The organism is Nocardia sp. NPDC058244 (assembly GCF_042882065.1).
Taxonomy (GTDB): domain Bacteria; phylum Actinomycetota; class Actinomycetes; order Mycobacteriales; family Mycobacteriaceae; genus Nocardia.
In genome coordinates, this window is record NZ_JBHVWX010000006.1 from 437,304 (window position 1) to 451,267 (window position 13,964).

At 71.5% G+C, this 13,964-nt stretch carries 12 protein-coding genes; 4 read left to right on the forward strand and 8 right to left on the reverse strand.

The genetic code is table 11. The annotated features are described in order from the left end of the window. Window positions 1–92 precede the first annotated feature (92 nt). Window positions 93–764, reverse strand: a complete 672-nt coding sequence (locus tag ACFVW6_RS21475; RefSeq protein ID WP_378831102.1) for an SIMPL domain-containing protein — start codon at window positions 762–764, stop codon at window positions 93–95. Window positions 765–831: 67 nt separating this feature from the next. Continuing rightward, complete coding sequence (glsA, locus tag ACFVW6_RS21480; RefSeq protein WP_378831318.1) at window positions 832–2,640, reverse strand: glutaminase A; 1,809 nt, start codon at window positions 2,638–2,640, stop codon at window positions 832–834. A 304-nt stretch (window positions 2,641–2,944) separates the two neighbouring features. Here glsA and dxs point away from each other — a divergent pair, with 304 nt between their 5' ends. After that, complete coding sequence (gene dxs / locus ACFVW6_RS21485; protein WP_378831099.1) at window positions 2,945–4,843, forward strand: 1-deoxy-D-xylulose-5-phosphate synthase; 1,899 nt, start codon at window positions 2,945–2,947, stop codon at window positions 4,841–4,843. Window positions 4,844–4,891: 48 nt separating this feature from the next. On the opposite strand, the gene ACFVW6_RS21490 is transcribed toward dxs, so the two are convergent. The 4 genes from ACFVW6_RS21490 to ACFVW6_RS21505 form a co-directional block, all read right to left on the reverse strand. After that, window positions 4,892–5,725, reverse strand: a complete 834-nt coding sequence (locus ACFVW6_RS21490) for a class I SAM-dependent methyltransferase (protein ID WP_378831097.1) — start codon at window positions 5,723–5,725, stop codon at window positions 4,892–4,894. 77 nt (window positions 5,726–5,802) lie between these two features. Continuing rightward, a complete protein-coding gene (locus ACFVW6_RS21495; protein ID WP_378831095.1) occupies window positions 5,803–6,321 on the reverse strand; it encodes a hypothetical protein in 519 nt (172 codons plus the stop codon). A gap of 132 nt (window positions 6,322–6,453) precedes the next feature. Next, window positions 6,454–7,131 carry a response regulator gene (locus ACFVW6_RS21500; protein WP_378831092.1) on the reverse strand — a complete coding sequence of 226 codons (678 nt, stop codon included), beginning with the start codon at window positions 7,129–7,131 and terminating at the stop codon, window positions 6,454–6,456. Beyond that, window positions 7,128–8,951 (reverse strand): ATP-binding protein, encoded by a 1,824-nt coding sequence (locus tag ACFVW6_RS21505; protein ID WP_378831090.1) that lies wholly within the window; start codon window positions 8,949–8,951, stop codon window positions 7,128–7,130. Before ACFVW6_RS21505 ends, ACFVW6_RS21500 begins: the two co-directional genes overlap by 4 nt. A gap of 165 nt (window positions 8,952–9,116) precedes the next feature. On the opposite strand from ACFVW6_RS21505, the gene ACFVW6_RS21510 reads away from it, so the two are divergent. The 3 genes from ACFVW6_RS21510 to ACFVW6_RS21520 are packed head-to-tail and all read left to right on the forward strand — an operon-like array spanning window position 9,117 to window position 11,850. Then, complete coding sequence (locus ACFVW6_RS21510) at window positions 9,117–9,923, forward strand: ABC transporter ATP-binding protein (RefSeq protein ID WP_355277492.1); 807 nt, start codon at window positions 9,117–9,119, stop codon at window positions 9,921–9,923. After that, window positions 9,913–10,800 carry an ABC transporter permease gene (locus ACFVW6_RS21515; protein WP_378831086.1) on the forward strand — a complete coding sequence of 296 codons (888 nt, stop codon included), beginning with the start codon at window positions 9,913–9,915 and terminating at the stop codon, window positions 10,798–10,800. Before ACFVW6_RS21510 ends, ACFVW6_RS21515 begins: the two co-directional genes overlap by 11 nt. A gap of 3 nt (window positions 10,801–10,803) precedes the next feature. Next, on the forward strand, window positions 10,804–11,850 hold the full coding sequence (locus ACFVW6_RS21520; protein WP_378831084.1) for an ABC transporter substrate-binding protein: 1,047 nt from the start codon (window positions 10,804–10,806) through the stop codon (window positions 11,848–11,850). A 51-nt stretch (window positions 11,851–11,901) separates the two neighbouring features. On the opposite strand, the gene ACFVW6_RS21525 is transcribed toward ACFVW6_RS21520, so the two are convergent. Together ACFVW6_RS21525 and ACFVW6_RS21530 are read right to left on the reverse strand one after the other, a co-directional pair. Next, window positions 11,902–13,149 (reverse strand): HRDC domain-containing protein, encoded by a 1,248-nt coding sequence (locus ACFVW6_RS21525; protein WP_365006850.1) that lies wholly within the window; start codon window positions 13,147–13,149, stop codon window positions 11,902–11,904. A gap of 22 nt (window positions 13,150–13,171) precedes the next feature. Beyond that, window positions 13,172–13,723: a DUF3000 domain-containing protein gene (locus ACFVW6_RS21530; RefSeq protein WP_357345715.1), complete on the reverse strand. Its 552-nt coding sequence runs from the start codon at window positions 13,721–13,723 to the stop codon at window positions 13,172–13,174. Window positions 13,724–13,964 lie beyond the last annotated feature (241 nt).

Genomic DNA, 13,964 nt, shown 5'->3' on the forward strand with positions numbered 1-13,964 from the left:
AGTCGGTGGACTACCGCGGACAATGGCCCCCGCTGGGCGCTCAGCGGACGCCGCCGCCGGGTACGGCCGGTCCCACGGCCACCGAACCCGGATCAGTCCAGAGCCCAGGTGACCCGGACAGTCGCGCCGATCTCGGTCTCGCCGGGAACCACCGGCACCGGGGAGCTCGCGCGGGCCATGAGCATCGGCGCGCTGTCCATCTCGGCGCTGATGTCGTAGGCGCGGGGGAGCGGCACGGCCGTGTCCTCTGTGATCTGCACGACCGCGCCCAGGCTGACGCCCGCGCGGGCGGCGTACTGCTCGGCCTTGGTCTTCGCGTCGTCGAAGGCGGCGTCGCGGGCCTGCGCGAGCAGCGGCTCGGGATCGGCGATCCCCCGGGTCAGGCCGCCCAGGCGGACATCGTCGCCGCCCGCGGTCACCGCGGCCGCCACGGTTTCGGCGGGCTCGGTGCCGGTGCCCTCACGCAGGGCGATGCTGAGCCCGGTGGTGGCCAGGTAGCCGGAGATCTCGCTGCGTCCCTGATCGGTGTAGACCGTCTCGGTGCGCACGCTCAGCCCGCTGGTGGCCATGTCGGCGTCGCTCACCCCGGCCGCGCGCAGGGCGGCGACGACGGCGCTCACCCGATCACCGGCGCGGCCGTAGGCGGCGGCGACGGTGTCGGCGCGCGACTCCACCGACAGCGTGACCCGGAGCAGATCCGGGACCGCGCGGACCGTGCCGCGCCCGACCATCGTGGTGCTCGCCTGCCAGGTCTTCTTGCCCACCGCGCTACTCCTGTCCGTCGAAGGATGCTGTGCTGCCCAACGCCTCGCGGCGGGCCCGAGTTCCCCGTCAGTAGTTGCCCGCGTTGCCGGACAGGGTCCGCACCGCGGCTTCCATCTGCGCGTACGCGCCCGCGGCGAGGCGTTGCAGCAGGGCCAGTTTCAGCTGCGGGTGGTCGTGGGTGAGCTGATCGAAGATCTCCGGCCGCATCACCGCCACCCGCACCGGCGTCTCGGCGATGATCTCGTTGACGAACGGCTGCCCGAGCAGCATCGGGATCTCGCCGAACGACATCCCCGCCGACAGCGTCACCAGCCGGTGCACGCGCCCGTCGGTGCCGGGGAAGGTCATCCGCACCCGGCCCTCCAGGATCAGGAAGAGTCCGCAGCGCGGGTCGCCCCGCTCGGCGATCACCTCGCCGCGCGCGATGGTCCGCGGTTCGAAGTCCTTGCCCAGCCGGGTGCGATTGTCGGGGTCGAGGCCGACCAGCAGCGGGTGTTCGTCGAGCGGGATCGAGCGTCGGGGATCGGCGCCCGGCGGGCGGTGCCTGGTCAGGATGATGTCCTCGCACCACTCGGTCGCGGTGTCGCGGTCGATGAACACCCGCCCCCGCGGATCCTCGGGGTCCAGGCTCGACGCCTCGTGCCCGAGCCGGGCCTCGGGATCGACCAGCGCGACCCGGCAGCCCCGGCGGACCAGTGCGTTCTGCAGCGCCGCCAGCATCTCGCGCGCCACCGCGCTCACCTCGCCGACCCGGCGCAGGTCGACGACCAGGGCGTCGAGGTCGCCGACCTTGCTCTCGATGGAGCGCACCGTGCGCTCGGCGCCCGCGAAGAGCAGGTCGCCGTGCAGTTCGTAGACCCGGGCGCGGTCGCCGTGGTCGGCCAGCACCGCGGCGTCGGCGGGGGAGCGGCGCAGCCGCGAGGGCACCTGCGCGACCGAGTAGTCGGCCCGGATGGCGGTGCGCGCGGCGCGGGTCACGTGACAGAAGTGCAGTTCGAGCCGCCGGGACAGCTCCCGGCAGGCCGCGACGCCACGCACGCTGTTGCCCTGGGCGTCCAGGCGCGGGGAGTACACCGAGATCCCGAGCTGGCCGGGCAGCACGGCGATGATCCCGCCGCCGACGCCGCTCTTGGCGGGCAGGCCGACCGTGGTCACCCAGTCACCGGCCGCGTTGTACATGCCGCAGGTCGTCATCACGCTGAGCACCCGCTCGGTGAGCGCGGTCGACAGCGCCCGCTCCCTGGTCTTCGGATTCACCCCGTTGTCGGCCAGCGTCGCCGCCATCAGGGCCAGATCGGCGCAGGTGATCTCGATCGAGCACTGCCGGAAGTAGCGGTCGACCGCGTCGTCGGGGTCGACGTCGATGATGCCGACCGAGCGCAGCATGTAGCCGATCGCGCGGTTGCGGTAGCCGGTGCGCGCCTCGGACTCGTAGACGGCCTGATCCATCGTCAGCTCCCGCCCGGCGAAGCGGGAGTAGCAGCGCCGGACCCGCTCGAACTTGTCGGCGGCGTCCCGGCCGCTGATCAGCGAGGCCGCGGTGATCGCGCCGGAGTTGATCATCGGATTGCTCGGGCGCTGGGTGTCGGGCTCGAGGGCGATCTCGTTGAACGGCTCGCCCGACGGCTCGACGTCGATGTGCGCGGCCACCCCGTCCAGGCCGCGATCGGCCAGCGCGAGCGCGTAGGTGAACGGCTTGGAGATCGACTGGATGGTGAACCCGATGTCGGTGTCGCCGACCTGGTAGATCAGCCCGTCCGCGGTGGCCAGGCACAGCCCGAACGAGTCGGGCGCGACCGCGGCCAGTTCGGGAATGTAGTCGGCGGGCGCGCCAGAGGTGTCGTCCCGGCAGACCGCGTACACCTCGTCGAGCATGGCCGCCACCACGCCGGGGTCGATCGTGCGCGCAACACCGTCCGGTTCGGCCACAGCGCCACTCTAGGACGCCGTGTGGCCGGTCCCGTGGGGGCGCGCGGGGGAGATAGTCCTCACAGGCGATCGCGGCCCGTCGTGACGGCGTCAGGTGGCGGCGCGCCCTGTTCAGCGGCGTGCCGCGCCGACCGGCGCCCCGACTGTGATCCTCGGCGCGAGGCGCCCGGAAGGGGCCGCGAGCCGGGGCCGCTCGCGCGGCCAAATACACTGGGCGGATCACACAGTAGTCCGGAGGGAGCGAGTTCAGGTGGGAGTGCTGTCGCGGGTGGATTCACCCGAAGATCTGCGCCGGCTGAGCGTGCCGCAACTGCGGGATCTGGCGGACGAGATCCGCGAGTTCCTGGTGCAGAAGGTCGCCGCCACCGGAGGCCACCTCGGCCCCAACCTAGGCGTGGTCGAACTGACCATCGCGCTACACCGGATCTTCGACTCCCCGGCCGATCCGCTGATCTTCGACACCGGCCATCAGGCCTACGTGCACAAGATCCTCACCGGCCGCAAGGACCGGTTCGACTCGCTGCGCATGCGCGACGGCCTGTCGGGCTACCCGAGCCGGGCCGAGAGCGAACACGACTGGGTGGAGTCCTCGCACGCCTCGGCGGCGCTGTCCTACGCCGACGGTCTGGCCAAGGCGTTCGCGCTGAGCGAGCAGAACCGCACCGTCGTCGCCGTCGTCGGTGACGGCGCGCTCACCGGCGGCATGTGCTGGGAGGCGCTCAACAACATCGCGGGCGCGCCCGACCGCCCGGTGGTGGTCGTGGTCAACGACAACGGCCGCTCCTACGCGCCGACCATCGGCGGCCTCGCCGACCGGCTGACCGCGCTGCGCACCCAGCCCGCCTACGAGCACGCCCTCGACGCCGGGAAGCGTCTGCTCAAGAGCATTCCCGCGGTGGGGGATTCGGCGTACTCGATGGTCCACGCGCTCAAGGCGGGGATCAAGGACGCGGTGAGCCCGCAGGAGCTGTTCTCCGATCTGGGCATGAAGTACGTCGGCCCGGTCGACGGCCACGACCTGGTCGCGCTCGAGGCGGCCATGCGGCGCGCCAAGGACTTCGGCGGACCGGTCGTCGTGCACGTGGTCACCCGCAAGGGCAATGGCTACGAGCACGCCGAGAACCATGTCGCCGACCAGATGCACGCCTGCGATCCGATCGACCCGCTCACCGGCCGCCCGCTCGCGGGCAAGAAGGCCAAGGGCTGGACCGCGGTGTTCTCCGAGGAGCTCATCGACCACGCGTCGCGGCGCGAGGACATCGTCGCCATCACCGCGGCCATGCCCGGCCCCACCGGCCTGGCGCCCTTCGGCGAGCGTTTCCCGCACCGCATGTTCGACGTGGGCATCGCCGAGCAGCACGCGATGGCCTCGGCGGCGGGGCTGGCGCTGGGCGGTATGCACCCGGTCGTCGCGATCTACTCCACCTTCCTCAACCGCGCGTTCGATCAGCTGCTGATGGATGTCGCGCTGCTCAAGCAGCCGGTCACGGTGGTGCTGGACCGCGCGGGCATCACCGGCCCCGACGGCGCCAGCCACAACGGCATGTGGGACTTCTCGCTGCTCGGCATCATCCCCGGCATCCGGGTCGCCGCCCCGCGCGACGGCGCCACCCTGCGCGAGGAACTCGCCGAGGCGCTGGCGATCTCCGACGGCCCGACGGTGCTGCGGTTCCCGAAAGGCAGTGTCGCCGAGGACATCACCGCGGTGGAGCGGCTCGACGGCGTCGACGTGCTGCGCCTGGCGGTCCCGGCCGCGGGCTCGGCGCAGGCCCAGCACGGCGATGTCCTGCTCGTGGCGGTCGGCCCGTTCGCCGAGACCGCCATGCGGGTCGCCGAACTCCTGGAGCCGCAGGGCATCTCGGTCACCGTCGTCGACCCGCGCTGGGTCATCCCGGTGTCGGACACGCTGGTCAAGATGGCCGAGAACTACCGTCTCGTCGTCACCGTCGAGGACGGCGGCCTGCACGGTGGCATCGGGTCCACGCTCTCGGCGCGTCTGCGCGACGCCGGTCTCGACGTGCCGACCCGCGATCTCGGTGTGCCCCAGCAGTTCCTGGACCACGCCTCGCGCGGGGAGATCCTCGAGGAACTGGGACTGACCGCCGACGCCATCGCCCAGCGCATCGGCGGCTGGCTGCAGTCGCGCTGACGCCCGCATCCCGCGCGCCCGGTGAGTGCCACCGGGCGCGCGGCGCGTTCAGGGCCGCCGGGCGACGACGGCGAAGTTCAGCGGGATGCGCGGCGCCCCCGGCGGGAGCGTCCAGCCCCGTTCGTCGGCGACGAGTTCGTCGAACGGGCGCCAATCCATGTACGGCAGTTCGTGTAGCGCCTCGATCCGCAAGCCCGCGCCGAGCAGCGCGCCCACGACCTCGCCCAGGTCGTGCCGCCATTCGTGATTGGTGGTGTGGGTGATCGAGCCCGCGGAGTCCTCGGTGTAGGTGCCCGCGTCGGAGTAGGTGCGGGTACCGCCGCCGGCGAGATAGTCGTCGTTGATCTCCCACGGCCCGAACTCCATCGCGCCCAGGATCGGGTGGTCGTCACGAAGGACGAACACGCCGCCGGGGACGAGCAGGTCGCGGATGGAGCGGGCCCACGCGGTCAGCTCCGGCAGCCAGACGATGGTGCCCGCGCTGGTCACGATGGTGTCGAAAGTCCGGTCGAGCACCGAGGAGGCGTAGCGCGCGTCGCCCTCGACCCAGGTGATGTCGCGACCGTCGGTCGCGGCGATGCGCGCCGCGTGCCGCAGCGAGTTCGGCGACAGGTCGAGCCCGTGCACCTCGATCGCGCCCAGCCGGGCCCAGGACACCGTGTCGGTGCCGATGTGGCATTGCAGGTGCAGCAGCGAGCGCCCGGTGATCCCGGTGCCGGGCAGATGGGGCGCCAGGACGGCGAGGTCGTTGCGCACCACCGACGAGATCGCGGCCGGATCGGCCAGGAAGGCGTCGACGTCGTACATCCGCGAGCGCGCGTGCACATCGGCCCGGTCGTCCCAGTTCGCGCGGTTGGCGGCGATGGCCTCGGCTTCGGACACGGCGGTTCCTCTCGACGGTGACGGCGGGCGAGGAGCCACGCTAGCGCCGAGTGGTCGCCGGGTCGAGGGAATTTCGGTCAGTACGCGGGCCGCCGGTGCGCCAGCCAGCGGCCGGTGCTCGGCAGGAAGGTCAGGACCAGCAGCGCGATATTGAACAGGAACCCGATCGCGTTGAGCACGCTCAGGTCGGAATCGAAGGACACGGTGACCGACGTCGCGTCGTCGGCCTGCGCGTCCAGATGGTTGTACAACGCGATCGTCGTGATCACCGACAGCGCCAGCGTGCCGGCGCCGCCCACCCCGATCAGGACGCGGGCGATCTTCTTGCGCGCCAGCATCAGAATCCCGCCGATCAGCAGGACCAGCGAGCACAGTGCCGAAATCCCCAGCAGCACTTGGATCTTGCTCCAGAACCCGGTCGGGTCGAAGTCGGCGTCGGTGTTCAGGAACGGGATGGCGACGGCGCCGAAAACGCCGCGCAATCCGCCGAGAATGCCGAGGATGCCGGCGAAGATCGCGGTGACGGCACTCGGTTCCGGCCGGCCCGGCGGGAATCGGGGCGGCTGATAGGGCTGCGGGAAGCGGGGGTCGGTCAAGGCCGTACTCCAAACCGTATGGGGCGTAACCCCGTTCAATACCCGACCGCGACCGTTCCTACACCTCGAGCTCGGCGCGACGGCGCGTCGCCGCCGCCGCGCCGACGACAGATCACGGTGTGGTCGCGTCGCTCAGGGGGTGCGGCGGGTGGGGGAGTACTCCTGTTCGGGGCGGCCGGTCGCGCCGTAGCGCAGCCGCATGCGCAGGTCGCCGGTGGTGACGAGGGCGGCGAGGTAGCGCTGGGCGGTGGCGCGGGAGATGCCGATCGCGGTCGCGATCTCGCCCGCCGACATCGGCGCGTCCGCGGCCTGGGCCGCCCGCAACACCAGCTCCCGGGTGGGGGAGGACGCGGTGGTGGCGCGGTCGGGTGCGGGTGGGGCCGGGCGCAGCGCGTCCCAGGCGGCGTCGACGTCGCGGGCGGTGACGTCCGGCGCCGCCAGGATTCGCCGGTAGCGCGCGTATCCGGCCAGCCGCGCGGCCAGCACGGTGTGGTCGAACGGCTTCACGAGGTAGGCGAGCGCGCCCGCCGATGCCGCCGCCCGCACCGTGGCGGATTCGGTGGCGGCGGTGAGCATCATGGCGTCGCAGCGCAGGTCCCGGACCAGGTCGATCCCGGATCCGTCGGGCAGGTACACGTCCACCAGGGCCAGGTCGACGGCGTTCTCGGCGAGCGCCTGCCGTGCCGCGGCCACCGTGTTGACGACCGCGCCGACGGTGAATCCCGGCAGCGCCCCGACGATTCCGGCGTGCATGTTCGCCACCCGGAAGTCGTCGTCCACGACGAGCACGCTGAATTCGGTCCGGCTCACGTCGGCTCTCCCTCGGTCAGCACGCCCGGCAGGCGCGCGATGAACTCCGCCCCGGTCAGCGCCCCGCCGGGCGTCCCCGCCGACGCCAGCCACACATCCCCGCCGAGTGCCCTGGCCACCTGCCTGGACAGCGTGAGTCCCACCCCGCGCCCGCCCGGCACCCCCACCCCCGGCTTGGTCGACACCCCGTCCGCGAACAGAGCGTCCACCAGATCCGGCGCCACCCCGCCGCCACTGTCGGCCACCGTGATGTGCAGCGTCGAACCCTCCTGCACCAGTTCGACTTCCACCACCGCCGCGGAAGCGGCGAAGCGCGAACCGCACTCGGCACGCGATCGGCGGGTCGCGTCGACCGGGGGCAGCGCGGTCACCTCGGGGGCGGGCGCCGCTGTCGTATCGGGGTCGACACCGGCGACATACGGCGAGTTCTGGGTCGCGTCGTCCATGGCAACCGGCGGGGCACTCGGCCGTACCGCGTCGATCGCATTGTCGAGCAGATTGCCCAGGACGGTCGTGACATCCACCGGCGCAGCGAGATTCGCGTCGACCCAGGTGTTCGGCCCCAACCGCAGCTGGACTCCGTTCTCCCTGGCGTGCGCGGCTTTGGCGGCGAGGAACGCTTGCAGGTACGGGTCGCGGACGGCATCGATGCCCGGCATGGCGGCGCCGAGGGGGCCGGAGCCGAGCAACTCGTCGATGTAGCGCGCGGCCTCGCCGGGCCGGTCGCCGTGCAGCAGCCCGCTGAGCAGGTGCAGCCGGTTGGCGAATTCGTGGCGCTGGGCGCGCAGGACGGTGCTCATCGACCGCACGGCGTCGAGTTGGCGGGTCAGCGATTCGACATCGGTGCGGTCGCGCACATCGAGCACCGCGCCCAGCGAGCGCCCGTCGCGGGTGACCATTCGCGCGGTGACCACCACGATCCGGTCACCGACCGCGGCCTGGACCGGGAGCCCGTCGGCGGCCCGGAACGCCGCGAGCACGCGGGCGGTGAGCCCGATCGTCTCCACCGGGCGCCCGCTCTCGCCCTCGATCCCGAGCAGGGCGCGCGCCTCGTCGTTGATCACCGTGGTGCGCCACCGGTCGTCGACCGCGACCACGCCCACCCCGATGCCGTGCAGCACCACATCCTGTTCGCGCACCAGTTCGGCCAGCTCCGCGGGTTGCAGGCCCAGCGTCAGCCCGTGCCAGCGCCGGGCCAGCAGGATCGACCCCGCGATGCCGGCGAAGAGCGCGCCGAGCACCAGCACCCCGGCCTTGCTCAGGTCGCTGCTCAGCTGCTCGCCCACCGCCTCGGTCGAGATGCCGACACTCACCTCCCCGACCACCCGATCCGAATCCGGCGCGCGCACCGGCACTTTCGCGCGCACCGAGTCGCCGAGCGTGCCGTGCTCGCTGATCACCACCTCGGCCCCGCCCAGCGCCTGCGACGGATCGGTGCTCACCATCTCGCCGAGCCGGGTCGGGTCCGGATGGGCCAGGCGCAACCCGGCCTCGTCGGTGATCACCACGAACAGCGCGCCGGTGCGCTGCCGCGCCGCCTCGGCGGTCCGCTCGAGGTCCCCGGCCACGAGCTCGGCGCGCAGTGACGGTCCCGGCGTCAGCGGCAGGGCCGCGTACCGGGCGACCTCCGCGCGCACCACCGGATCACTGGCGACGGTCCGCGCGATCGCCAGCGCCCGCTGCCCGTACTCGGCGGTGAGCCGCTGATCGCTGAGGTAGGCGAACACCCCGAACGCGAGCCCCAGGGTCAGCGCGACCAGCGCGACCTGCAGCAACACGATCTGCGTCCGCAGCCGGACGCCCCGGGGGAACAGCCTCACCGGCTCAGTCTAGGCACGCCCCGAACGCGTGAGCACAATGCGCAGAACCTGCGGAATCGCTGGTTGCGCTGGTTGTGCGCACAAGCGCGCGCCCTGTGACCCAGCCCACTTATCTTTCGATAGCGGCCGCACATCACAGCAGCGGCGCCGGACACAGGAGCAGCAATGAGCAATCCACTCATCGAACTCCGGGGCGCGACGAAGCGCTTCCCCGGAACCGACGGTGGCATCCACACGGCGGTGAAGAACATCGACTTCACGGTCGCGGCGGGCGAATTCGTCGCCGTGGTCGGCCCGACCGGGTGTGGCAAGTCCACCACCCTCTCGCTGGTGTCCGGCCTCGAGCCGACCTCGGCGGGCCGGACGCTGGTGCGCGGCAAGGACGTCGACGGCATCCCCGACGGCATCGGCTACATGTTCCAGCAGGACGCGGTGCTGCCCTGGCGCAGCGTCATCGACAATGTCGCGCTCGGCCCGCGCTTCCGTGGCGTGTCGAAGGCGCAGGCCAAGGCGAAGGCCGCCGAATGGGTGCGCATCGTCGGCCTGGCCGGGTTCGAGGACTACTACCCGCACCAGCTCTCCGGCGGCATGCGCAAGCGCGTCGCACTGGCCCAGACGCTGGTCAACGAGCCCGAGATCATCCTCATGGACGAGCCGTTCAGCGCGCTCGACGTGCAGACCCGCCAGCTCATGCAGGACGAACTGCTGCGCGTGTGGGCCGGCACCGACGCCGCGGTGATCTTCGTGACCCACGACCTCGAGGAGGCCATCGCCCTGGCCGATCGGGTCGTGGTGATGACCGCGAGCCCGGCGACGGTGTGCGGCGACTTCCGCGTCACCCTCGAGCGGCCGCGCAATGTCGAAGAGGTGCGCCTCACCGAGGAGTTCCGCGACCTCTACAAGGAAATCTGGGAAACGCTGCGCGATCAGGTCGAGGCGGCGCGCACGAAGGGAGCGACCCGTGTCGCTTGAGACGATGGACAAGATCGCGGTCACCGTGCCGGAGGTCGAGGCGGAGACCGAGGACCAGATCCTGGCCCGGGTCAAGGCGAGACACCGCAGGTCCAAGCTGCGGGTGTGGGGCCTGCGGGCCGCGCTCATCGCGCTGTGGCTGGGTTCGTGGGAACTGGTCGCCAGCGTGTGGATCGACCCGTTCTTCTACTCCAAGCCCTCGCTCATCTGGGACCGGCTGGTCGAATGGTTCACCGAGGGAACGCAGTTCGGCTCGATCTGGCTGCAGATCTTCACCACCGTGCAGGAAGCCGTGCTCGGTTTCGTGATCGGCACCGTGGCCGGTGTCGTCCTGGGCACGCTGCTGGGCCGCAGCCGCTACTGGGCCGATGTGCTCGCGCCGTTCATCAAGGCGCTCAACGCCGTTCCGCGCATCGTGCTGGCCTCGCTGTTCATCATCTGGTTCGGTCTCGGCCTGGAGTCCAAGGTGGCGACCGTGGTGGTGCTGGTGTTCTTCGCGGTGTTCTTCAACGCCTTCACCGGCGCCAGGGAGGTCGACGGCAATGTCATCAACAACGCGCGCATCCTCGGCGCGAGCAAGCGCCAGATCCTCGGGTCGATCGTGCTGCCCAGCGCCACCACCTGGATCCTGTCCAGCCTGCACACCGCCTTCGGCTTCGCGCTGATCGGCGCGGTCGTCGGCGAATATGCCGGTGCCAGTAAGGGTTTGGGTCTGCTGATCTCCAACGCGCAGGGCACCTTCGACGCGGCGGGCATCTACGCGGGCATGATCATCATCACCGTGGTCGCGCTGATGGCGGAGTGGCTGATCGGCGTCGCGGAGAACCGGCTGCTGAAATGGCGTCCCTCGCAGGCGCAGTCCGGGCACGGGGTGTAGGCGATGAGGTACCGCAAGACTCTCGCCGTCGCCCTGCTCGCGATCAGCTCGCTGCTGCTGGCCACCGGCTGCCGTGACTCGCGCACCATCCCGATGGCCGACGGCAGGCCCCAGATCACCATCATGGTGGGCGGCTTGGAGAAGGTGATCTACCTGCCCGCCATGCTGGCTCAGCAGCTCGGCGCCTTCGATGCCAACGACCTCGACGTGAAGCTGCTCGGCGAACAGTCCGGCGCCAGCGCCGAGACCGCGCTGCTCACCGGCGACGTGCAGGCCGTGGTCGGCTTCTACGACCACACCATCGACCTGCAGGCCAAGGACCAGTGCCTGCAGACCGTGGTCCAGTTCGCCGATGTGCCGGGGGAGGTGGAACTGGTCGCCACCGCCGACGCCGAGGACATCCGTACCCCGGCCGACTTCCGTGGCCGCAAACTCGGCGTCACCTCGCTGGGCTCGTCCACCGACTTCCTCACCCAGGCGCTGGCGGGCCAGGCCGGCCTGGGCACCTCCGACTACACCCGGGTGAAAGTCGGTGCGGGCCAGACCTTCATCGCCGGCATGAACCACGACGGCATCGACGCGGGCATGACCACCGACCCGACCGTGGCCAAGATGGTGCAGTCCGGCGACGCCAAGATCCTCACCGACATGCGCAACGAGGAAGGCACCCGCGCCGCGCTCGGCGGCCTGTACCCGGCCTCCTCGCTGTACATGAAGTGCGACACCGTCGCCGCGCATCCGGAGATCGTGCAGAAGCTGGCGAACGCGTTCGTGCAGACCCTGCGCTGGATCGACACCCACACCCCGGAGGAGATCGCCGCGACGATGCCCTCGCAGTACGCGGGCAGCGATCCGGCCCTCTACGTGCAGTCGATCCGGGACTCGATCGGCATGTTCAACGGTGACGGGCTCATGAAAACCGAAGGCGCCCAGAACGTTCTGCGCATCCTCGGTCAGTACTCGCGCAATGTGGCCCCGGTCCGCGACCGGATCGACCTCGCGGCCACCTACACCAACCGGTTCGTCGAGCAGGCGCAGCCCGCTCCCTGATCGGTGTCCGGCGCCCTCGGCCCTGCCGCGTCCAGCGGTGGGGCCGAGGCGCTAGGCGTCGGGGGTCAGCGCCTTGGTCAACGCGGGCACGGCCAGCGCGCGCTGCCACGGCCGGGCGCCGCCCGCGCGCAGGAACTCCTCGATCGTGGCCGACAGCTCGTCGGGCTCGCCGACGTTCTTGTAGTCGGGCAGCCCGTCCCAGCACAGCCTGCGGACCAGATCGGGGGAGAGCAGGTTCTCGACCGGGATGGCGTACTCGGTAGACAGCTCGCCCATCGCGCCGCGCGCGGTGGTCAGGCGGGCCGCGGCGGCGGGGTCGCGGCGTTCCCAGCGGTTGACCGGGGGCGGACCGTCGAAGGGCAGCGTCAGCGGGGGGAGTTCCTTGTCCGGCAGGGTGCGGCCGCGTTCGACCGCGGCCAGCCAGTCACGGGAGTAGCGGCGCTGGCGCGGGCCGCCGAAGACCGGCAGGGTGCGCAGCTGGGCGATGCTGCGCGGTTCGCCGGTGGCCGCGGCCACGATCGCCGCATCGGGCAGGATGCGGGCGGGCGCGACATCGCGGGCGCGGGCCAGCTCGTCGCGGGTGGTCCACAGTTCCCGCACGATCGCCAGCTGACGCGGGCGCCGCAGGGTGTGGATGCCAGAGGTGCGCCGCCAGCGATCGGCCTTCGGCGCGGGCGGGTCCATGGTGCGGACGTGCTCGAATTCCTCGGCGGCCCACTCGATCTTGCCCTGGTCGGTGAGATCGGCGGCGACGGTGTCGCGCAGTTCCAGCAGCAGTTCCACGTCCAGGGCGGCGTAGTTGAGCCATTCGTCGGGCAGCGGGCGGGTCGACCAGTCGGCGGCGCCGTGTCCCTTGCGCAGCGAGCGGCCCAGCAGGTTCTCCACCATCGCGGCCAGGCCGACGCGCTCGTAGCCGGCGATCCGGCCGCCGAGCTCGGTGTCGAACAGCCGGGCCGGGCGCAGCCCGAGTTCGGCCAGGCCGGGCAGATCCTGGTCGGCCGAGTGCAATACCCATTCGAGCGGGTTGATCGCCTCGGCCAGCGGGGTCAGCGCGTCGGTCACCGGGATCGGATCGATCAGGAAGGAGCCCGCGTCCGCGCGGCGCAGCTGGATCAGATACGCCCGCGCCGAGTAGCGGAAACCGGACGCACGCTCGGCGTCGACGGCCAGCGGACCGGTGCCGGCGGCCAGCGTGCGGGCCGCCGCGGCGACCTCGTCGGCGGTCGCCAGCACGGGTGGCACCCCCTCGGCGGGGGCGAGCAGGGGCTCTGCTGCGGTTGGATCCTCGGCGACCGGCATAAACGTGAACTCTACGTGGCGATCAAGGGCGATCGGTGCGGGTATAGGACTCCGGTCGCAAATGGGTGATCCCGGCGGGCGGCAGCCCGGCGGCGAAGGCCAGGACCTCGCAGAACGCCTCCACGTGCCGCCGCATCTCGGTGTTCATCGCCGTCCAGGAGGCGCGCAGCTCCAGCTGGTGGGCCCGCGGCGGGCCCGCGATGTCGCCGTAGCGGACCGAACTGGTGGCGGTGACGGTGCCGCCGAGGGCGGTGAACGGCTCGCCGCGCGACTCCAGGGAGTCGACCAGCCAGCTCCACGCCACCTCGGGCAGCAGCGGGTCGGCGGCGAGCGCGGCATCGATGTCGGCCTGGATGTAGGCGACCAGCCGGAACACACCGTGCCAGGCCTCGTCGCCGTCCGGATCGTGCAGCAGGATCAGCCTGCCGAAGGCGTCGCCCTCGGAATCGATCGGCACGATGGCGCTGTCGGGGTGGGTGACCTCGGCGCCGAGCGCATAGGAGAACGGCGCCAACCGTTGCGGGGGACGGATAGGCGCCAGCTCGATTCGAGGGTGCACGGTTGCGGTGCCCATCGCATCGACCGCCGCCCGGAAAGAAGCAGGCTCGCGGGGCGTTCCCCCGGTCGGTGCGGCGCCGTCGCGGATGTCGAGCGGTGTCACGAGGAGAAACGGTAGACCGTGCGTGCCCGGCGTCGTCGGAGGCGCGCCGCCTGTGCGCGTCGTGCGCGGGCTGTGTTGCGCAGGGCGCATTCTCGGCGTCGATGGGATGCGCGATACGCGACGCGGGGGATTTCCGTCGGCGATCCGTGGTCGT

What these genes read in the sequence shown, in the direction of transcription:
- glsA (WP_378831318.1), bottom strand. Translation starts at nt 2,640, where the DNA reads ATGCTCGACGAGGTGTACGCGGTCTGCCGGGACGACACCTCTGGCGCG.
- ACFVW6_RS21510 (WP_355277492.1), top strand. Translation starts at nt 9,117, where the DNA reads ATGAGCAATCCACTCATCGAACTCCGGGGCGCGACGAAGCGCTTCCCC.
- ACFVW6_RS21520 (WP_378831084.1), top strand. Translation starts at nt 10,804, where the DNA reads ATGAGGTACCGCAAGACTCTCGCCGTCGCCCTGCTCGCGATCAGCTCG.
- ACFVW6_RS21525 (WP_365006850.1), bottom strand. Translation starts at nt 13,149, where the DNA reads ATGCCGGTCGCCGAGGATCCAACCGCAGCAGAGCCCCTGCTCGCCCCC.
- ACFVW6_RS21530 (WP_357345715.1), bottom strand. Translation starts at nt 13,723, where the DNA reads ATGGGCACCGCAACCGTGCACCCTCGAATCGAGCTGGCGCCTATCCGT.